The 19808-nt window shown below is 46.1% G+C and carries 19 protein-coding genes, 1 pseudogene and 4 riboswitches; of the genes and pseudogenes, 9 read left to right on the forward strand and 11 right to left on the reverse strand.

Annotation, left to right across the window (positions count from 1 at the left end):
* Positions 1 to 445: glutamate racemase (gene murI, locus AZ66_RS15675; protein ID WP_044355676.1), on the reverse strand; the 445-nt coding region annotated here is incomplete at its 3' end.
* Between the two features lie 177 nt (positions 446 to 622).
* Positions 623 to 1015 carry a glycine cleavage system protein GcvH gene (gene gcvH / locus AZ66_RS15680; RefSeq protein WP_021260370.1) on the reverse strand — a complete coding sequence of 131 codons (393 nt, stop codon included), beginning with the start codon at positions 1013 to 1015 and terminating at the stop codon, positions 623 to 625.
* A 192-nt stretch (positions 1016 to 1207) separates the two neighbouring features.
* Positions 1208 to 1316, reverse strand: a riboswitch (glycine riboswitch).
* Between the two features lie 163 nt (positions 1317 to 1479).
* Positions 1480 to 1574, forward strand: a riboswitch (glycine riboswitch).
* 3 nt (positions 1575 to 1577) lie between these two features.
* Positions 1578 to 1701: riboswitch (glycine riboswitch) on the forward strand.
* Positions 1702 to 1802: 101 nt separating this feature from the next.
* Between gcvH and gcvT the strand changes: the two genes are divergently transcribed.
* From gcvT to gcvPB, 3 genes are read left to right on the forward strand one after another with little or no spacing between them, the layout of a single operon-like run.
* Entirely contained in the window at positions 1803 to 2930 is a 1128-nt protein-coding gene (gene gcvT, locus AZ66_RS15685; protein WP_044355677.1) for a glycine cleavage system aminomethyltransferase GcvT, read from the forward strand.
* Positions 2927 to 4282, forward strand: coding sequence for an aminomethyl-transferring glycine dehydrogenase subunit GcvPA (gene gcvPA / locus AZ66_RS15690; protein WP_044355679.1), 1356 nt, complete (start codon positions 2927 to 2929; stop codon positions 4280 to 4282). The genes gcvT and gcvPA overlap by 4 nt, the downstream gene beginning before the upstream one ends.
* A complete protein-coding gene (gene gcvPB / locus AZ66_RS15695) occupies positions 4279 to 5736 on the forward strand; it encodes an aminomethyl-transferring glycine dehydrogenase subunit GcvPB (protein WP_044355680.1) in 1458 nt (485 codons plus the stop codon). Before gcvPA ends, gcvPB begins: the two co-directional genes overlap by 4 nt.
* Before the next feature lie 129 nt (positions 5737 to 5865).
* Here gcvPB and AZ66_RS15700 read toward each other — a convergent pair whose 3' ends face one another.
* Both AZ66_RS15700 and AZ66_RS15705 read right to left on the reverse strand, forming a co-directional pair.
* The gene (locus AZ66_RS15700; RefSeq protein WP_044355681.1) at positions 5866 to 7470 is read right to left on the reverse strand and encodes a PASTA domain-containing protein; all 1605 of its coding nucleotides are present in this window, start codon (positions 7468 to 7470) and stop codon (positions 5866 to 5868) included.
* 297 nt (positions 7471 to 7767) lie between these two features.
* A complete protein-coding gene (locus AZ66_RS15705; protein WP_269433093.1) occupies positions 7768 to 8901 on the reverse strand; it encodes an NAD(P)H-dependent flavin oxidoreductase in 1134 nt (377 codons plus the stop codon).
* Between the two features lie 415 nt (positions 8902 to 9316).
* On the opposite strand from AZ66_RS15705, the gene AZ66_RS15710 reads away from it, so the two are divergent.
* The 4 genes from AZ66_RS15710 to AZ66_RS15725 all read left to right on the forward strand — a co-directional run bounded on the left by AZ66_RS15710 (position 9317) and on the right by AZ66_RS15725 (position 12746).
* The gene (locus tag AZ66_RS15710; protein ID WP_021260377.1) at positions 9317 to 9571 is read left to right on the forward strand and encodes a FeoA family protein; all 255 of its coding nucleotides are present in this window, start codon (positions 9317 to 9319) and stop codon (positions 9569 to 9571) included.
* The gene (locus AZ66_RS15715; protein ID WP_044355682.1) at positions 9568 to 10302 is read left to right on the forward strand and encodes a FeoB small GTPase domain-containing protein; all 735 of its coding nucleotides are present in this window, start codon (positions 9568 to 9570) and stop codon (positions 10300 to 10302) included. The genes AZ66_RS15710 and AZ66_RS15715 overlap by 4 nt, the downstream gene beginning before the upstream one ends.
* On the forward strand, positions 10280 to 11683 hold the full coding sequence (locus AZ66_RS15720) for a nucleoside recognition domain-containing protein (RefSeq protein ID WP_044355683.1): 1404 nt from the start codon (positions 10280 to 10282) through the stop codon (positions 11681 to 11683). Before AZ66_RS15715 ends, AZ66_RS15720 begins: the two co-directional genes overlap by 23 nt.
* A gap of 229 nt (positions 11684 to 11912) precedes the next feature.
* Positions 11913 to 12746, forward strand: coding sequence for a DUF2785 domain-containing protein (locus AZ66_RS15725; RefSeq protein WP_044355684.1), 834 nt, complete (start codon positions 11913 to 11915; stop codon positions 12744 to 12746).
* Positions 12747 to 12863: 117 nt separating this feature from the next.
* Here AZ66_RS15725 and AZ66_RS15730 read toward each other — a convergent pair whose 3' ends face one another.
* From AZ66_RS15730 to AZ66_RS15740, 4 genes are all read right to left on the reverse strand, one after another.
* Positions 12864 to 13415 carry a CAP domain-containing protein gene (locus AZ66_RS15730; RefSeq protein ID WP_442950300.1) on the reverse strand — a complete coding sequence of 184 codons (552 nt, stop codon included), beginning with the start codon at positions 13413 to 13415 and terminating at the stop codon, positions 12864 to 12866.
* Positions 13396 to 13722, reverse strand: coding sequence for a hypothetical protein (locus AZ66_RS31915; RefSeq protein ID WP_052648545.1), 327 nt, complete (start codon positions 13720 to 13722; stop codon positions 13396 to 13398). Before AZ66_RS31915 ends, AZ66_RS15730 begins: the two co-directional genes overlap by 20 nt.
* A 6-nt stretch (positions 13723 to 13728) precedes the next feature.
* Positions 13729 to 13858, reverse strand: a riboswitch (cyclic di-AMP (ydaO/yuaA leader).
* Positions 13859 to 14028: 170 nt separating this feature from the next.
* Positions 14029 to 15789 carry a dihydroxyacetone kinase subunit DhaK gene (dhaK, locus tag AZ66_RS30655; protein ID WP_082061604.1) on the reverse strand — a complete coding sequence of 587 codons (1761 nt, stop codon included), beginning with the start codon at positions 15787 to 15789 and terminating at the stop codon, positions 14029 to 14031.
* Positions 15790 to 15792: 3 nt separating this feature from the next.
* Entirely contained in the window at positions 15793 to 16926 is a 1134-nt protein-coding gene (locus tag AZ66_RS15740) for a glycerol dehydrogenase (RefSeq protein ID WP_021255053.1), read from the reverse strand.
* Positions 16927 to 17318: 392 nt separating this feature from the next.
* Between AZ66_RS15740 and AZ66_RS15745 the strand changes: the two genes are divergently transcribed.
* Positions 17319 to 17747 carry a hypothetical protein gene (locus tag AZ66_RS15745; protein WP_044355685.1) on the forward strand — a complete coding sequence of 143 codons (429 nt, stop codon included), beginning with the start codon at positions 17319 to 17321 and terminating at the stop codon, positions 17745 to 17747.
* Positions 17748 to 17796: 49 nt separating this feature from the next.
* Here the strand turns inward: AZ66_RS15745 and AZ66_RS32730 are convergent, their stop codons facing one another.
* The 3 genes from AZ66_RS32730 to AZ66_RS15755 all read right to left on the reverse strand — a co-directional run bounded on the left by AZ66_RS32730 (position 17797) and on the right by AZ66_RS15755 (position 19235).
* Entirely contained in the window at positions 17797 to 18015 is a 219-nt protein-coding gene (locus AZ66_RS32730) for a YolD-like family protein (RefSeq protein ID WP_425311549.1), read from the reverse strand.
* 19 nt (positions 18016 to 18034) lie between these two features.
* Entirely contained in the window at positions 18035 to 18235 is a 201-nt protein-coding gene (locus tag AZ66_RS32735; RefSeq protein WP_331436910.1) for a DinB/UmuC family translesion DNA polymerase, read from the reverse strand.
* Between the two features lie 322 nt (positions 18236 to 18557).
* Positions 18558 to 19235: a hypothetical protein gene (locus AZ66_RS15755; protein WP_044355686.1), complete on the reverse strand. Its 678-nt coding sequence runs from the start codon at positions 19233 to 19235 to the stop codon at positions 18558 to 18560.
* Positions 19236 to 19713: 478 nt separating this feature from the next.
* Between AZ66_RS15755 and AZ66_RS33790 the strand changes: the two are divergent.
* Positions 19714 to 19808 (forward strand): annotated as a pseudogene (locus tag AZ66_RS33790) (IS30 family transposase); the annotation flags it as partial.

Genomic DNA, 19808 nt, shown 5'->3' on the forward strand with positions numbered 1-19808 from the left:
AATATTCTACCAATTCCGGCAAGGGAATCGAATCCACAATATGTTCTTCGTCAATTCGACTGATTAATGTATGGTATTTGTTCTGACTTAAGGTTAAAGCTGTCGCGAATACAAGCACACTCTTGCCATTGTCGCGATTCATTTCCACGGCAGGCTTGACTGCTGGTTCCATCCCAATGATCGGAATGTCATACTTCCGTCTTAGTTCTGACGCTGCGATGCTTGTCGCTGTATTGCACGCAATAACAAGCGCCTTCACATTGTGCTGCATGATGTCTTCCACAGCTGAATGTACATGGCGCATTACTTCGGATTGAGATTTCGTCCCATAAGGGACATGCAGCGTATCTGCATAAAATAAATATTGTTCATGCGGCATATGCTTCATAGCCTCAGCCAACACGGTTATTCCACCGATTCCAGAATCAAAAAAAGCGATTGTCATTCCATTCACCTAGCATTCTTATTTAGCATTGCAACATCTAGTTGTCGATGCTTATATTGTACTCCTTTTCGGCGGTGAATCCTATCGAAATTTGTCAGATAACAAATGAAAAACCTGCTGCACCAGCATGATACCGGTACAGCAGGTTCTTAGATTCTCAACCTATTGTTCCTTCACCTATTCATCTATCAGCTTCGTGTACTGCTCTGCTTTCAGCAAGTGCTTCACAGCTTCCTCAACGCTGCCTTCTACTTCAACTTCTGCAATCCATCCATCTTCGTAGGGGCTGCTGTTCACAAGCTCTGGCGACGCTTCCAATCCATCATTGACCTTCGTAATTGTTCCGGATACCGGACAGTACAACTCAGATACGGTCTTCACCGATTCAATTGATCCCATGCTGTCCCCTGCGGACAAGCTGGTACCTACTGGCGGAAATTCGATGAATACGATGTCTCCCAGCTGGGATTGTGCATGATCTGTAATGCCAACCCGTACCGTATTGCCTTCTATGGCAACTACCCATTCATGCTCTTCACTATACAGCAATCCATTCTTCACTTCACTCATGTCAACGCCCCATTTCATTCATAATGTCATTCATCAGGCCGTCTATCCAATCGAGATCGTAAAAATGGACAGGAAGCGGCCTTGTCGCCTTGTTCTCTGTCCTCGGTACCTGAGAGTTCCCGTTCCTCCACAGCCACAACTGCGGTTGAACTTACCCCTTTGGCGGCATAGAAATGCACTCTCCAGAGCTGCGTCAGAATGGCGGTTATGGAACCTGAGAGATTCATTGCCAATCGGCGGCTGGCAACTTGCTCCTTCGGTGTTGACAATCGCAATTGTCAAACTCTCCCGACCTTCCTCGTTCGCGAATTACGATTAAACTGGGTAATTATAACACCATTAGATTATTGCAAGATATGCATGATTGTCAATATGACAAGCTATGAAATCAGTTGTGAAGAAAATATCAATTGACAAAGTGTGGAAAGCTCAACTAATGTAGAGATGACAGCTGAAAATGGCGAATGATGGTAAAGGGAGAGACTGCTGAGACATAGCGGCGCCGAAGGAGTAAGCCTGAATGGGTGAATCTCTCAGGCAAAAGGACTTTTACCGGACGCACCTCTGGAGAGCACTGCTATTCATGAAAACGAATACAGTCACCCAAGGGGAAAGTCGATGGTAGACACGGAAACAAACAATTTGTTTGCGACAATCGGCGACACTCTCAGGTACAAAGGACAGAGCGAGAGAATGAGAGGATGCGATGCATCCACTTTTCTTTCGGCTGTCCTTTTTATGTACGTATACCGATAATTAGTCCAAATACGCGTATCGAGGTGAATTCATGAGTCAATTGAAGAGAACGCCAATATTTGATCAATACTCTGCTTATCCGGGTGCACGCTGCATTGACTTCGGCGGCTGGGAGCTCCCCGTTCAATTTATCGGCATTCAACGAGAGCATGAAGCAGTTCGTACACATGCAGGTCTATTCGATGTCTCCCACATGGGTGAATTTATCGTAAGCGGCCCTGCCTCCCTGACGTTTCTTCAACAGATGACAACGAATGATGTATCGCGGCTCGAGGATGGCAAAGCACAATATACGCTGCTGTGCTACCCTGACGGAGGAGTTGTCGATGATATTCTCATTTATCAGATGAAGAGCGACCGTTACATGCTCGTCGTTAATGCCTCCAACATTGATAAAGACTATGCATGGCTGCAGAAGCATCTGATTCATGGCGTTACCTTGACCAATGTTTCGAATCGCACAGCATTGCTTGCCCTTCAAGGGCCGAATGCCCAAGCTATTCTTGCTGCGGTAACTGAGGCACCTATTGATTCGCTCGCACCATTCCATTTCCTATCGGATGCACAAGTCTGCGGCGTATCAACACTGCTGTCTCGCTCAGGCTATACCGGTGAAGATGGCTTCGAACTCTACTTGTCCGCAGAGGATGCAGCGCACGTATGGAATGAGCTGATTCGTGCAGGCGAACCGTTCGGCTTGCTCCCAGCAGGGCTTGGTGCTAGAGACACCTTGCGCTTCGAGGCACGTCTGCCCCTCTATGGACAAGAAATTACTGCCAATATCTCGCCGCTTGAGGCAGGACTAGCACGATTCGTCAAGCTAGATAAGGGCGACTTCATCGGCCGTGTAGCATTAACGAAGCAGAAGACCGATGGTCCGGCACGAAAGCTGGTAGGCATCGAGATGATTGACAAAGGCATTCCTCGCTCCCATTATCCGGTGCTTGCAGATGGGCGCGTGATCGGAGAAGTTACAACAGGAACACAGTCGCCGACATTAAAGCGCAATCTAGGGCTGGCCTTGATTGAATCCGCATTCTCAGAATTGGATACAGAAATTCTTGTCGAAATTCGCGGCAAGCAGTTGAAAGCCCGCGTTGTCTCGACTCCATTTTATAAACGAATCCCGACCCCTGCCAAAGGAGCGAACCCATCATGAAGCATCGTTACATTCCAGTGACGGAACAAGATCAGGCTGACATGCTGCAGCAGATCGGCATCTCTTCCATTGACGAGCTATTCCGCGATATCCCAGCCTCCATTCGTTACAATGGAGTACTGCCAATGTCTGAACCATTAGATGAAGCAGCCATGATGAGGCATATGAAGGAATTGGCCTCCCGCAATGCTAACAGTGAGAGCCATACCAGCTTCCTTGGTGCTGGCATATACGATCATCATATCCCTGTAGTCATTCAACATCTAGTCTCTAGATCAGAGTTCTATACCGCCTATACACCCTATCAGCCTGAAATCAGTCAGGGTGAATTGCAAGCAATCTTCGAATTTCAATCCTATATATGTGAGCTGACTGGTATGCCTGTTGCCAATGCCAGCATGTATGATGGCGCTACTGCACTTGCAGAAGCTGGAGCACTGGCGGTTGGTGCAACGAAGCGCAAGCAGCTTGTCATCTCAAGCACTGTCCATCCTGAAGCGAGACAGATTGTTCGCACAATGGCTCGAGGACTTAATGTTGAAGTGGTCGAGATTGGATATCAAGACGGCGTGACTGACCTTGCTCAGCTGGAGCGTGCTGTCACGGACGAGACTGCTGCCGTACTGATTCAGTCCCCGAACTTCTTCGGATGCATTGAAGATGTGCGCGCCATTGAACCCATTGCACATGCAAATAAAGGCCTGCTCATCATGAGTACGAATCCACTGAGTCTTGCTATGTTGGAGAGTCCTGGAAAACTAGGTGTCGATGTATGTGTTGGAGATGCTCAGCCGCTTGGCATTGCAGCATCTTACGGCGGTCCTACATGCGGTTTCTTTGCCGTTGCAGAACCCTATATGCGCCGTATCCCTGGCAGAATTGTTGGCTTGACCAAGGACTTGGATGGCAAGCGTGGATTTGTTCTTACACTCCAAGCGAGAGAACAGCATATTCGTCGTGAGAAGGCGACATCCAACATCTGCTCAAACCAAGCACTTCTTGCTCTTGCTGCTTCCGTCTATATGTCCGTCATGGGCAAGATGGGAATGCAAGAGGTATCGAAGCTCAATATACAGAAGTCGCATTATGCAGCAGCTTATATCAATAACAAGCCCAATCTTGGGTTAGCGTTCCAAGCGCCTTATTTCAATGAATTCGTACTTCGTCTCCCGCAAGATACTGACATGGATCGATTACAGTCTCTGCTCCTGGACAACGGATACATTGGCGGCTTGGATCTTGGCCGTTTCTATCCTGAACTGGAAGGACATATGCTCATTGCGGTCACGGAGAAAAAATCCAAATCAGACATCGAACAATTTATTGACTTGCTGGAGGTGAGCTGCGTATGAAACCGGAACAAGCACTAATATTTGAATTGAGTCATCCTGGGCGTATTGCCTATTCCTTACCAGAATGTGATGTTCCAGAAATCGAAATTCAAGAGCTTATCCCAACTTCGATGCTGCGCAGTCAAGAGGCCGAGCTGCCTGAAGTGTATGAGGTTGATGTGATTCGACATTATACCGCCTTATCACGCCGCAACTTCGGCGTAGACAATGGCTTCTACCCACTCGGCTCTTGTACGATGAAATATAATCCGAAAATTAACGAGGATGCAGCAAGGCTGACAGGACTCGCAGCAATCCATCCTTATCAGCCTACAACTACGGTGCAAGGGGCTCTAGAGCTGCTGTACACGCTGCAGGAAGACCTAGCTGCCCTTACTGGTATGGATAAGGTCACGCTCCAGCCTGCGGCAGGCGCGCATGGTGAATGGACCGGTTTGATGATGATCCGCGCTTACCATGAGAGCCGAGGCGAGCAGCGGACGAAGGTAATCGTCCCTGATTCCTCGCATGGTACGAACCCCGCTAGTGCAACTGTAGCTGGCTTAGATACGATTACAATACCGTCTAACGAACAAGGATTCGTTGATCTGGATGCACTCAGATCCGCTGTTGGATCTGATACGGCAGCATTGATGCTCACAAACCCGAGCACGCTTGGATTGTTCGAAGAGCATATTGTCGAGATCGCGAGCATTGTTCATGAAGCTGGCGGATTGCTCTACTATGATGGCGCTAACTCCAATGCCATTATGGGTATTACGCGTCCTGGGGATATGGGCTTTGATGTTGTCCATTTGAATTTGCATAAGACGATGAGCACACCACATGGCGGCGGCGGCCCTGGCGCTGGCCCTGTTGGCGTGAAGAGCAAGCTGATTCCATTCCTCCCTTCCCCTACGGTGACGAAGCTTGAGGATGGTTCATATGAATTCGATCAAGGCTCTCCGCTGTCCATTGGACGAGTCAAGGCCTATAACGGTAACTTCGGTATCCTATTGCGCGCCTATGTATATATTCGCACTTACGGTCCAGAAGGGCTGCGTCGTGTATCTGAATGCGCGGTACTAAATGCCAACTACATGATGCACCGTCTGGCGCCTTATTACGATATTCCATATCCAAGCGTGTGCAAGCATGAGTTTGTGATGTCAGGCAAAGGGTTGAAGCAGTACGGCGTGCGGACGCTGGATGTTGCCAAGCGCCTTCTTGACTTCGGCTTCCATCCGCCAACCATCTACTTCCCACTCAATGTCGAGGAATGTATGATGATCGAGCCTACGGAAACAGAGAGCAAGCAGACGCTGGATCGCTTTATCGATGTGATGATCCAGATCGCACAGGAAGCGAAGGAACAGCCTGAACTGCTGCTGAATGCACCGCATTATACGGATGTGAAGCGATTGGATGAAACCCAAGCCGCGCGGAAGCCTGTATTGAACTGTGCTTGTAATTAATTATTAATAAGCAGCAACATGCAAAATGCCCCGAGCGCCTACCGACAATTCGGTTACGGCCACTCGGGGCATTTCATTATTGGACGAAATGTAACTTACCTTCAGTTTTATTACTTTAGATTGCTTTTATTATTTCTTCGCTCGGCTAACATAGAATTTAATCTTGTCACCCTTCTTCGCAGCTCCACCAGCAGGAACCTCTTGCTTAAATACTTTCCCTGCTTCCTGTTCATCCGAGTTCTCGAGAACATACTCATATTTCAAGCCGCTTGCAAGAATCTGCTTCTCCGCTTCTTCCTTCGACAAGCCCACTAAGTTAGGAACAGCAATCTCACCAGACTTCGGCGGTTCCGTCGTTGTATTCGTGTTCGGATCCGGCTGCTGGCCATCAGGCTGTTGACCGTCTGGTGGCGTTGTTGTGTCTGGCATTGTCGTGTCTGGCGTTGTCCCTGTCTGACCATCATGAGCACCGTTATTCGTCGTTCCAGAATCTGTTGTATGATCGTCAGGTTTCTTCTCTGGCGTCGTAGGCGGAGTTACACTCGTATTGTCCGATTTGGAATCCCGATTACGGTCACGCTCTGTCGACTTCCGATCCGCATCATCCGATTTCTTCTCCGACTCGCGTTCTTGAGAAGAATTGTCATTGGATGAATTATTATTGTTATCCGTCGCTGGCGGCTCAGTTACGTTTGTAGAAGAGCCTGAGTCCTGTTGGCTTGCATCTGAATCCGTTCCCGGCTCTGTTGCTGGATTCTCTGTCGCAACCTGATCGTTAGACTCTGGAGCATCAGTAGATATCGCTGCATCATTTGCCTTTGACAAGGAGTTTGCCAACATCACTGCTCCGCCCAATACGCAAATAAATACGGCAGCACATGCAAGAATGAGTATCATTTTCTTGCGGCCCACATTCTCCGCGTTATCCGCTTCATAAGGTGCGGCTTCTTCTTCCTCCGCCTCTTCCTCAGCAGTGATGAGCAGCTCTGGATCTACTTTCGGAACGGGCGGCGTATAAATGCCCCCAATTGTCTTCACAGGGATGTTCGGCGAATCCATAATCTCACGGAGCGTCAGCATGAAGGAAAACTGCGAGATTTCTCCTAAATAGACACTCTGTACGAGAGACAACAGCGCTTCCTTCTGACCTGGAGACAATTCCTTCAATGCACCAGCCAAGCGCGACTCATACATTTCATAGTATTGAGGCACATTCAAATGCAGTGTGCTCAGCTGATACAGCAAGTAGCACAGTCCCAATGTACCGCAGCGCTCAGTCGGTGCCTCTGACCAATAGTTCATCACAAGAACATGATGATCCTCCGTAATCCACAAGTTGTCGACGGATACGGAGAAGTTCGTAATATTGGATTCCAGCGCATCTTGAATCGCCTTACCAACTTCATATAACAAGGACAGCGTCTTGTTGGCACTCAGCGCGTGATGCTGTATGTACTTCGCCAGCGGCATTCCGCTATAGGAGGTGAACACCACGAAGAAATCACTGCCGGACGTCCCTGCATTCAACATATGGAAGAATCGATTATTTGAAAAATGCGAGATTTGACCAAACGCTTTCTTGCATTGCTCAGCCTTATCCAGTCCCTTATTCTCTACCAAATATATAAATACATCTCTCTTAAGTGACAAATCTATGGCTTCATATAAAACTCCATCTGCCAAATGCAAAATTACCTTGCATAATTGATAACGTTCCCCAATGTAAGCACTCATATGTCTTGCTCCTCCGCGTTTCATGCTTGGAAGCCCAACGCTGAACGTTGAGCTCTCCTAAGACATTATGAAGCAAATTATGATTTTTTGCAAAACTTGCATTAACGAAACATTGTGCAGCTATTTGCCAATTGCTTAAACTATCGCCTATATTGCTTAATCTGGCTCATTTTCACAAATTTTTCAGACTGTTTTCTTCCATCATTTTCATTAATCATTCATTAACATTTCGTCATCAATTTTTTATGATTTATTCGTTGTCTAATCATCATTTTATCACCATGGTTGCTCCCAATTTTACATTTGCAACGTCTTCACTACATGTCTCCATTGCTTGATCAACTGCTCCATCTTGTCATGCGCTCCTTGATTTTCCCCCATTCGTGCTGCTTGCCCTGCCCATAATGACATATATTGAGGATTATTGGTTCGAGCGGCCGACTGTCTAACGCCTCTCGTTAGTTCATTCATAATTGGATAAGCAGGTATGGAATCGTGATAAGTCTCCAGCCTGCGAATGAGATCATTCCGTATTCCTCTTGCAGGCTTGCCTGAGATTGTCCTCGTAATGACCGTACTGCATTCGTCAGATGCGCGAATGGCCGCTTGATAAGCGGGATGTGCCCCGCTCTCCTTGCACAGCAGGAAAGCACTTCCTAACTGTGCTGCTTGTGCTCCAAGGGCCATGACCGCCGCTATACCGCGTCCATCCATTATACCGCCGGCAGCAATAACGGGAACGGATACCTGATCGACAATAAGAGGAACTAACGCCAATGTGCCGATTAGGGAGGAATAGGGATCTCCTGCAAATGTTCCACGATGACCGCCTGCCTCACTGCCTTGAGCCACGATTATATCGATACCTGCAGCTTCAAGCTGTATCGCCTCGGCAACATGTGTTGCTGTTCCTATTAAGATGATGTCAGCTTCCCTCAATTGACGAATATAGATCTCATCGAGAATCCCGAATGTAAAGCTGAGAATCGGAACGTGCTCTTCAAGAATGACTTGAATCTGGTCATGAAAAGTTAGCCGATAAGCTGACTCATCAAAGCAGTATGTCTCTTCGCTTCTATCTTTGCTTCTACCCTCGCTGATTTCTTGACCCTGCTCATTTAGCAGTCTATCGATTTTCTGTAAATCTTCCATCACTGCATCCGATATGTGCTGATCAATCCCGGCTGGTTCTGGTATGAATAGATTTACTGCAAAGGGCTTGCTCGTAAGCTGCTTAATTGCCCGAATTGCTTTTCTCATCTGTTCAGGCTGCATGTATCCCGCTCCCAGCGTCCCGAGACCTCCAGCGCTCGATACAGCCGCTACAAGCTCAGGTGTGGTTGCTCCCCCTGCCATCCCTGCTTGAATAATTGGGTATTGAATGCTTATTCGATGGATTATCGTATTATTCTTATTCAATCTATCACTCACGATTCAATCTTCCCTTCTGCACCAAGGATTTGAACATCGATCATGCCATTTTCGTACATGTACGAGATCGCCTCGTTCCACACTTCTACCCTTCGACGAAAGAGATGGAACTTCCTGTATAATAACCACTTCCAGTTGTTCTGACACGGTACATGCACACTCACGATATTCAGAATGCGATAATGATCAACCCAACTAGAATGATAATTTTACGGATAAGATGGCAACGTTTCCACCCTTCGCGCATATGATGAATATAAATATTTTTGCATCGGGGAAAGTTTTTGTTGCCCAACAAACATAGTTGACCTATACTAATGAAGTGGCATGAATGGAAAAATTCCGCTTTTTTTTGGGACAAATCTTGCACTGGGCAAACTTTTTAGGACATGGTGAAATCAGGAGAGTGAATCAAATGCATTCAAATGTCGTAACGCTATACAGTGCTGGCACAGGCCAGCATGTACGGTTGAATCGAATCGAAGTTCAAGGAGTACTACGGAGAAGATTGCTTGATCTCGGTTTTGTTCCAGGCAATGTGATCGAAGTGCTGCAGCGCAGTCCGCTCGGCGATCCGATCGCATTCCGAGTCAATAATACAACGATAGCGCTTCGCATGGAAGAAAGCACACTTATGTATGGGGAAATAGTTGGGAGCGATGATCAATGACGAAACAATATACGGTTGCCTTAGCCGGCAACCCGAATACCGGTAAAAGCACCCTGTTCAATACCCTTACAGGAATGCGGCAGCATACGGGGAACTGGGCGGGCAAAACCGTTCTAACTGCAGAAGGCCACTTCAATCACGAAGGCACTTCTTATAAAATGGTCGACTTGCCAGGTACGTATTCACTCTATTCCAATTCCGCCGACGAGGAAGCGGCTCGGGATTATATTATTTTTGAGAAACCCGATGTGACACTCGTCGTTCTGGACGCGACATCACTGGAACGGAATCTGAACTTGGCACTGCAAGTGATAGAAATGACCAACCGAGTTGTCGTCTGCATTAACTTGATGGACGAGGCGAAGCGACTCGGTGTTAAGATCGACATTAACGAGATCGAGAAGAAGCTCGGTGTTCCCGCAGTTACGATCTCTGCACGACACCGTACTGGGATTGATCAAATGATGGAGAAAATTAAGGGCGTGGCTTCCGGCAAGATTGTACCTGCCCCGCTGCTCGTGCAATATAACGAGGATATAGAAGAGAAAATCGCAGAACTAGAACCGATCATTCGGGAGAAGCTTGGCACGACATTTCCAACAAGATGGATTGCGCTTCGTCTGCTTGACGGTGATGAGAGCTTGATCAATTCAATGAGATCCAGATGGAATTCGCCGGTCGCAGATACCGCGAAGGGAGTTGTTTCGTATGGCCACACCGCTTGCCACTAATTCAGATTCATTGGACTCCTTATTGTCCAGAGCACGCACTCTTGCAAGCGGAGAAGCAATTCGGGACGGAATTGTAACGGATATTTATCGTACGACGCGGGATATATGCAGTGCAGCCGTTGTCTATGAAGACAAGAAGAAATTAAAAAGCACATACCGGTTAGATAAGATTCTAACCTCTCCGATCTGGGGCTTCCCGATCATGCTCGCCATCTTGGGTGTTGTATTTTGGTTGACGATTGCTGGGGCGAATGTTCCGTCGGAAATGATATTTTCCTTCTTCGAAGTGATTGAAGGGTACTTAAACACTGCATTTGAAGCGATGAATGCTCCTGCTTGGCTGCATGGCATTCTTGTACTCGGCTTATATCGCGGTACATCATGGGTAATTAGTGTGATGCTGCCGCCTATGGCTATTTTCTTCCCTATTTTCGCGTTACTTGAGAATTTCGGGTATCTGCCTCGAGTTGCATTCAACATGGATCGACTATTCAAAAAGTCAGGCGGTCACGGAAAGCAGGCCTTGACGATGTCGATGGGCTTCGGATGCAATGCAGCAGCGATCTTGTCTACACGGATTATCGAATCGCCACGAGAACGTATGCTTGCGATTTTAACGAATAATTTCGTACCATGTAACGGCAGATGGCCGACCCTGATTCTGCTGTCCTCTCTGTTCATGGCAGCAGGTGTAGCAAGCGGAATGCAGACGATCGTAACCGCAGCTATCGTGATGGGCATGGTTATGATTGGGATTGTTGTCACCTTGACCGTATCTTGGGTCATGTCCAAAACAGCACTGCGCGGTGTGCCCACACATTATACGCTTGAACTTCCACCGTACCGCAGACCGCAAGTCTGGAAGACGATTTTATTGTCATCCCGTGATAAATCGCTTAACGTATTGACTCGCGCTGTCGTTATTGCGGCACCAGCCGGCGTTCTGACTTGGATTCTTGGCAACGTATTTGTCGGTGGCGACAGCATATTGAATCATATGGCTTCATTCTTCGACCCATTCGCCCATGCTATTGGCTTAGATGGATTCATCGTTATGGCATTCCTGCTCGGCTTGCCTGCGAACGAGGTTGTCCTTCCTATCTTGCTAATGGGCTACTTGTCCTCTGGGGCAATGGTTGATGCAGATGGAATGGAGAACATCAAGGAAATCTTCCTGCAGCATGGATGGACATGGTTGACTGCATTGAATATGATGCTGTTCTCCTTGCTCCACTACCCTTGCGGAACGACACTATTCAACATTTATAAAGAAACGAAGAGTGCAAAATGGACAATATTGTCTGCCGTTATTCCGCTTGGAATCGCTATAGCTGTCACCTTCGCCACGGCTCAGCTCGCTAGAGCCTTCGGTTGGGTATAAAGTTATCTCTCTCCCCCTAAACGATAATGTTCAGGGGGGTTCTTATTCATTCCCTCCTCAATTGCTAACTATACCGTATTGCTAGAAACCATGATTTCGTTCGTTACTACCATTCGTATACATATACATTTCTTTCCTATCATGTTAAAATGATCATCTCATTCTTTTTATGATTATTCATTAGCGAATACAAATACCTAAACATATCTTTAATGGGGGGATTCATTTCATGGACAAGCAGCAGCTGCACTCGATCGTGGAGCATCAATATAAGCTACCAATCGAAATCGAACAATATGAAGCCGTACAACAAGTAGTCAGCCTACTTGGCTCTACAGATCCTGAATTGAGGGATGATCTTGCATATGGGATATTGTATGAATGGCTGATTACACAAAAAATCCTGACCGCTGGACAACTGACAGAGCTTCTTCATCAGACGTTATCAGACCAAATGCTTTTCAAAGGAATTGGGACTGCTGAGAACGATTCGGTCTTCCAACGTACATTCTCCGCCCTCTTACTCGCACTGCTTCTGAAGCGTGATGAACAACAGCCTTATATAAGCAAGCCTTTATATGAACACATTGCGAAGCGAGTTGTTGATTATTGCATGCAGGAGAACGATTATCGCGATTATGTAGAAGTTAAGGGATGGGCTCATGCTCCAGCTCACATCGCAGATGTCATGGCTGCTTGTGTACGTATTCCACACATTGGCCCAGAGGAATGCACGAAGCTTCTCGGTGCGATTGAGCACATGCTTCTTCATGCGAATCATATCTTGCGAACACAGGAAGATGAACGAATGGCGACAGCCGTCGTGTCAATGCTTGAGCTTAATAAGTTGTCGTTCACGTCCTATTGCGCGTGGCTTATGCAGGTAGAGCTGCCCAATGAAGACAAAGAGATTTTTCGCTGTAGACGCATAAATGTTAAAAATTTTGCTCGATCTGTATGGATGCGTGCAGCAATGAGAGAATTAATCGATCCAACAACAGAATGGCACAATTGGTATAACATTGAAAAGAAACTGAATCCGGTCTTCAACAGAGACATATAAGATCAACTTCATTTCTGTTACATTCCTCGTTATTCTCTTGTAGAGCGCCTGAATGAATACAAAAAAGACCTGCACTTACCTGCAGGTTCTTGATGTGATATCTACATACTTAACTCGTTAGCCTGTGAATGCTTGTACCCACACGCCATTGTAGTATGCAACACCGATGGAAGTGAAGCTCGAGCTCAGGATGTTCTTGCGGTGCCCATCGCTGTTCATCCATGCGTTCATTACTTCTTGCGGATTACGTTGGCCTTTGGCAATGTTCTCACCAGCAGTATTGAAATTGACACCTTGTGCTCTCATCAGATCGAATGGGGAGCCAAGTGTTGGAGATTGATGGTCAAAGTAGTTGTTATCATTCATGTCTTTCGCCTTGATCATTGCTACTTTGTTCAATTGTGCATCGGATTTCAACGGCTGCAAACCAGCATTCGCACGTTCTTGGTTCACCAAATCGATAACTTGGCTAGCGAAGTCACTGTTCGCATTGTTGTTGTCTTGTGGCGTAGTTGGTTTATTGTCACCAGGTGTTACTGGTTTTTCAGCTTCTGGCTTGTTTACTTCTGGTTTGTTAACCTCAGGCTTTTCAACTTCAGGTTTCTCGATTTCTGGCTTCTCTACCTCAGGTTTCTCAACTTCAGGTTTGTTAGCTTCTGGCTTTTTCAACTTCAGGTTTGTTTACTTCCGGCTTGTCCACCTCTGGCTTTTGAACTGGAGGCGGAACGATTGGCTTGTTCCCAATTTCTTTATGAATGGCTTCCATCCATTTGGACAAGATTTGCTTCAATTCCGAGTTATCTTGGAATACTTTATCAAAGTCCATATTCATACCCAGGTTTGAACAATTCGAGTTCATCATTGGATTCGGCTGTTGCACTGGGCTAACGGGTGCTGCCATAGCAGAGTTCGCTGCCATAACCGGTGCCAATGCAATCGCACTTGTAATTACAACTTTCTTAAATGTCTTCTTCATCCTGTACATCTCTCCCTTTGCAGCCTGCGAGGTTAGCTGTCGGGTTCGGGTTAAAGTGGACTCCCCTGTCGCTATACGACTTCACCCCAATGAATCGGTTCCCCCGCGCTCTGACGAGCTTCGGCTTGTTTTGTGGTACGTTTCCGATCCTAACACGGATAATACAGGAGATCATTTCAAATATATTGTAATTAATTATAATATCTTCCAAACACAAAGAACCGGAGTAAGCTAGACTCACTCCGGTTCTACTTTTCTAGTATTCCATTTGGTCGGAAATTGATCTATTCCTAATCCTCTCGCTGCTTACTTGATCACTTGGGACAACGCTGTGAAAATCACGCCAAGCGCATAGGCACCAGCATCAGGATAGCCAAGACTCCGTTCGCCAACCGTACCTGCTCTTCCCATACGAGCTACAATTGTCTCTGTATACTTTGCACCTTGAACAGCAGCCTCTGCTGCTTTCACAGAAGCAGTCTTCACGTCATCGCCCTCAGACGCACTCTGTACCCACGCATCTGCAAATGGAGCCAATGCATCGACAAGTGTCTTATCCCCAACTACAGCTCCTCTTCCAAATGAGCGCTCGCCCGTGTCTTGAATGCCTTTAACAACTGCTTGCATCATTTGTGCAAATTCAGAAACGGTCAATTCTACGCGTTCGCCCGCGAACTTGCTGGCTGCACGGAATGCTGAACCCCAGATTGGGCCGGAAGCGCCGCCGCAATGCTCCATAATAACTAACGAGCAAGCATGGAGGAAGCTGCCCATGTTGTCTGAATGATGTGCAATGATGTCATACCATTCTCTTTTCAATTGCTTGAAGCCTTTCGCCACACTCATACCGAAGTCGCCATCACCTGCATGTGAATCCAACTCGCAGAATGGAACTTCATTTTCAATGATGATTTCACTCATCTTGTCTGTTAGATAGATCAAGTTATTAACGGTGAACACATTATGTTCGACCTTCGAGAAGGCCTCGTCCGTCTCTACTGTGAAGGATACCTCGTGGCTCGCAGTTACTGCTTCGGACATCTCCTCAGGATGGATTGGTTCAAATGAACCGCTCACCTGCAATGCAGGCGTATTGCAGCTTGCTTCGAGGTAATGCTTAAGCTGTTCATCCAAGCGGATAACCGACACCGACGCGCCAGCCATATCGATACTTGTCATGTAGTTGCCTACGAATACTTTAACAAGAGTAATTTGTTGTGCATGAATCTCCCGAACTACGGCGTTCGCCAGCAAGTATAGTTCTTGCAGCGGGGATCCGCCAAATCCGTTAATCAGCACGGCTAGCTCCTGCTCAGAGCCTGCTGTAATCTTCATGTCACGGAACAAATCCGCAACCATTTTCTTCGCCAGTTCGTTAGCAGAAGCAATCTTCTCTCGGCGAATGCCAGGCTCCCCATGAATTCCTACGCCGTACTCGATCTCATCGTCATTCAACTGGAACGTTGGTGTTCCTTTCGCTGGAACTGTGCATGAGGTAAGCGCGAATCCAATACTTCTTGTGTTGTCGATCGCGTGCTGAGCAATCGCCTTCACTTCTGCAAGCTCCAAGCCCTCTTCAGCGGCCGCACCTGCAATTTTATGAACGAGCACTGTCCCTGCAACACCTCTGCGGCCAACCGTGTATAGACTGTCCTCTACAGCTATATCGTCGTCCACTTTGACATAATCGACCTGAATTCCGTCTTCTTTGGCTAGATGCGACGCATTTTTGAAGTTCATAATGTCGCCACTGTAGTTCTTAATAATGAGCAGCGTTCCCTTCTTGCTTGCAGAGGCCTTTAACGCTTGATAAATTTGAATTTGTGATGGGGATGCAAATACATCACCGCATACGGCTACATCGAGCATGCCTTGTCCAACAAATCCAGCGTGAGCTGGTTCATGACCGCTTCCTCCGCCACTGATCAACGTAACCTTGTTCTCATTCACGATTTTTTTCTTGACAATCTTGTATTTGCTGATGAACTCCAGTTCCGGATGTGCAAGCACCATACCGTTGCACATTTCCCGAACCAAAGTTTCCGGTTGATTCAATATTTTTTTCATTCCTTACACGTCCTTCTGGTCTTTGAATTGTTGACCCATCATATCAGCCACTCGAATCGCTGATACAACCATCTCTTCTGTGACTGGGAACGGCATGGAGTGGATAGATTCTTCAGGGATGCACGCCTTCTGTGCTACTGCCTGTAATTCCTCGTTCGTAACACTTGTTACACCGAGATCAGCCAAGCATACCGGAAGACCAATGCTTACACAGAATTCCAATACCTCGTTCATTTCTGCTGCGCTTGCATTCTCAAGGACAAGCTGCACCAATGTTGTAAAGGCTACCTTCTCGCCATGCATATAAGAGTGAGTGCCTTCAAGGGAAGTTAATCCATTGTGGATGGCATGAGCTGCCGCCAATCCGCCGCTCTCAAACCCTAATCCAGACAACAGAATATTCGTTTCCACAATGTTCTCCAGTGCAGGCGTTACCAAGTTCGCATCGCAAGCCATCTTCGCCTTCGCACCGTCTTCAAGCAATGTTTCGTAGCACAACTTAGCAAGTGCGAGTGCAGCTTTCGTACCTTTGGCAGGTGCTACTCCTCCCATTGCACCACAAGGCAGTCCTGCATTTACATTCGAATAAGAGCTTGCCGTTGCACGTGCCTCGAAGTAAGTGGAGAGCGCATCTCCCATGCCTGCTACGAGGAAGCGCGTTGGCGCATTCGCAATGACAGTCGTATCAATCATGACCACACTAGGACTTTGCTTGAAATAAGCATAATCGTCAAATTCCCCTTCAGGCGTGTACATGACCGCGGAATGGCTAGTTGGCGCATCAGTTGCTGCAATAGTTGGAACGATAATGAGCGCTTCCCCTTCTGCCACACATTTGGCCGTATCAATCGCTTTGCCACCGCCGAGTCCGATTGTACATGAGCAATTATGCTCAATCGCAAGCTGTTGTAGTCGTTTTACTTCTTGACGCGAGCATTCTCCAGTGAAACCGCTCTCAACTAACGTAACTTTGTATTTATTCATTGTATGTTCAAGCTTATGCTTTACACGCTGCACATCATCTGGATGAGCGATCAGAAGAGCAGAATCTCCGAATGTTCGAATGAAATAACCCAAGTTATAAAGTTCATCTTCACCTTGTACATATTTGGCTGGGCTGATAAACGCTTTTCTCATGATTAAATGCCTCCTCTGTGCTATTTATATGTTTATTATAGAACCGTCAATGAACTAGATCATTGAACTATTATTGCGAAATAAAGCGCTATCTTATCGGATTTTCTTATCATTTGTACGCCGAATGGTATTATCTTGTCATTCAACCCGAAAATTATGCTATAAGAATCTAAGGTTCCGCTTACTTTGGATTTACACCGTAATAATTGTTAGTGTCTAACAATTGGGGTAGCTCAGCAAACCAATGGTTATTACATAACAGGCGGTAAGTCTGTATCTGTAAAGAGTTCGGGGATTTGTCACAGATGGGGTCAATCTACAACACAAATCGATGGATATATATGATATTTTGGGAATGTATACCATTACAAAACATTTATTAGGAGGCTACTATGAAAAAATCTGTAGTCGTAATTTCAACACTGCTGATGCTATCAACATTTACCGGGTTCGCTTCTGCTGCACCTGATTCAACTAGAATTGCACCAACTCAATTAGAAACATCAACAGATTCAAGAGAAATTTCACTTTTTGATGTTAGTCACATCGGATCCCATACCTTCCAGAACTCATTTCATGCAAACATCCATGCCGGAAAGAGATTAGATGTTGATGTAAAAAATGATGGTTCAGGAACAGTGTTCATGACGTTAATGCGCGATGGGGAATATTATGCGGTGGACATTCCGATATCCCCAGGACAACAAAAAACAGAGACAATTAATGTCTATGGCGGCTTCATCTCTGAAAAATGGAAAGTATTCATTAATACTAAAGACGGCCATAACATGGACATCCAAGTGTCTGCGAGACAATACTAGAAGTATTGAAACAGTCAATAGCCTCGGACTAATCCGGGGCTTTATCTATTTATTTAACATTTAAGACATCGCTAATACTCACCCATTGCTTTTCTCCATCGAGCAACAATCTCAGGCGTTTACTTTGTGTGTCGACACTCAGAACAATACCTGTAAGCTGGCAGCTCTCGAAGGGGTCGTACATCTCCAAAGTAATAGCAGTTTGCTCCTGCATAGATTCCTGTAGCCTGCTGCCGGGCTTGCTCTTACAATTGCAGCTTCTCCGAATTTATCTTTGATACTATCCATTACTCCGCCGATTGTTCTCTTTTTCTCCCTACCCTCATCGAACAAAGATAATTGATATACTGACGCTCCGATAAATCAGATAATGCTACACCCAAACGACGAACCGGCAGACCGTCCCAAAACTTATGAAAAAGTTTCTTCACTTCTTGGTATACATCGGTGGGGATATTAGTAGGATCGATTAGCTTCTGCGTAATCACGCGGCAATGTCATTCCATTACCTACAACCTTTTGCATATCGTGTGATGATGTTGTAACGGGAGAATTGTCTATCCCATTCGCAACTTGCCAGATTACTTGCCCGCTAACTCCCCAACGTTTCGTAAGTCGTGTAAGAGGTGTCTTGGCAAGGTCTCCGATTGTTCGTATACCCATCTTAAAAAAATGCAGCAGCAGTCATTGTATTAGAAAAACCTTATCGGTTGGTTTGATTTTCTTATAAGCTTGATTATAAATAAAAACCCTGACAGCAGGGTGTCAGGGCTCTGAGAGGCTTCAGTTCGATATATCATTTTGGAACAATTATTTTTTTAACGGTTCGACACCGATCGTGATACCTGTATCGCCCGGGTCTTTCATTTTAATATTCGTAATAAACCAACCTTCATAGCCTTTGGTTGTCAATTTCTGTACGGTGACAACCGCAGAGCCCTTGCCTTTCCAATTGGAGGCGAAAAGACCATAATCGAATGAGAACTGAGTCGTCGTTTTATTCAGAGATTCTGTTTTGAGCTTTTCGATCTCAGACATATGCGGACTGGAGCCTCCGGTTGTCCAGTAGTAATCTTCGAATTCTTTCTTGGTATTGGAACGCAGTTCAGGTGAGAAAACAGCGAATTGCAGCGCTCCATTGCGAGTCTGAATGCCTTTGACCCAAGTATTTAAGGCTTCTTTTGCTGTAGAGGGAACCATTGCCCTTTCCAACCGTTCGATCTGAATCGCTTGTTGGGCGGATTCTGGTAGCGTCACTTGAACTTCATTCTTATCAGCATCGTAGACTGCTTTGCCTTTAAATACTTCCGCTAGACGATCGACCGGAACAAACACTTTGCCGTCTTTGACTTGAAGGTCCAGATAGCTCGTCACAACGCCATGACCATTGATAAGCAAATTCAGTTCAGATCCTGCATAAGCGGAGCCTACAGCAATCATCGCTCCGAGGGCAGTACACAGCACAATTTTTGACAGGGATCTCATCATTTATTCACCTCTTATTCATATAGAAGTTTAGATGAATTTATCCTGGAAAAAGTTTCATCTATTAAAAGAATATAAAGTACTAGACTGAAAAACAAAGTTTTAGACTTGGCTTGCGGCCGTGGATGGCAGAAATGGAAAAGTGCGGCCTGCTGGTATTATCGAACTTGGCGTGAAGCCGATTCCTAAGAAAGCTTTTTATGGGGTCAAAGATTCAATAGTTACTAATAAAGATAAAAATAATGTATATATCCAGCCGTGCTTCGTGCGAAGGTAAAGACACGAAACTGGACTAAAGCTGGGTTGCTTCGGAGCCCTGTTTTTGTGGATTTTGCTGTATTAGACGTGGTATTTATTTCCTGTATTTTTTTCTATATGACGGATTGTAATATGAAGTGCGACAGCTAGAAAATAAAAAGGCCCATGTGAGTTTCATGTAAAATGGGAGTTACCACACAACCATTCATACAGGAGAACTAACATGAGCTACTCCCATCTTAGCATAATTGAACGTAGTAAACTAGAAACTCTTCTTCGATTCGGCTGGTCGACACGAGAATTGGACGTGAATTAGGT

The organism is Paenibacillus sp. E194 (genome assembly GCF_000935845.1).
GTDB classification, from domain to species: Bacteria; Bacillota; Bacilli; order Paenibacillales; family Paenibacillaceae; genus Paenibacillus_B; species Paenibacillus_B alvei_B.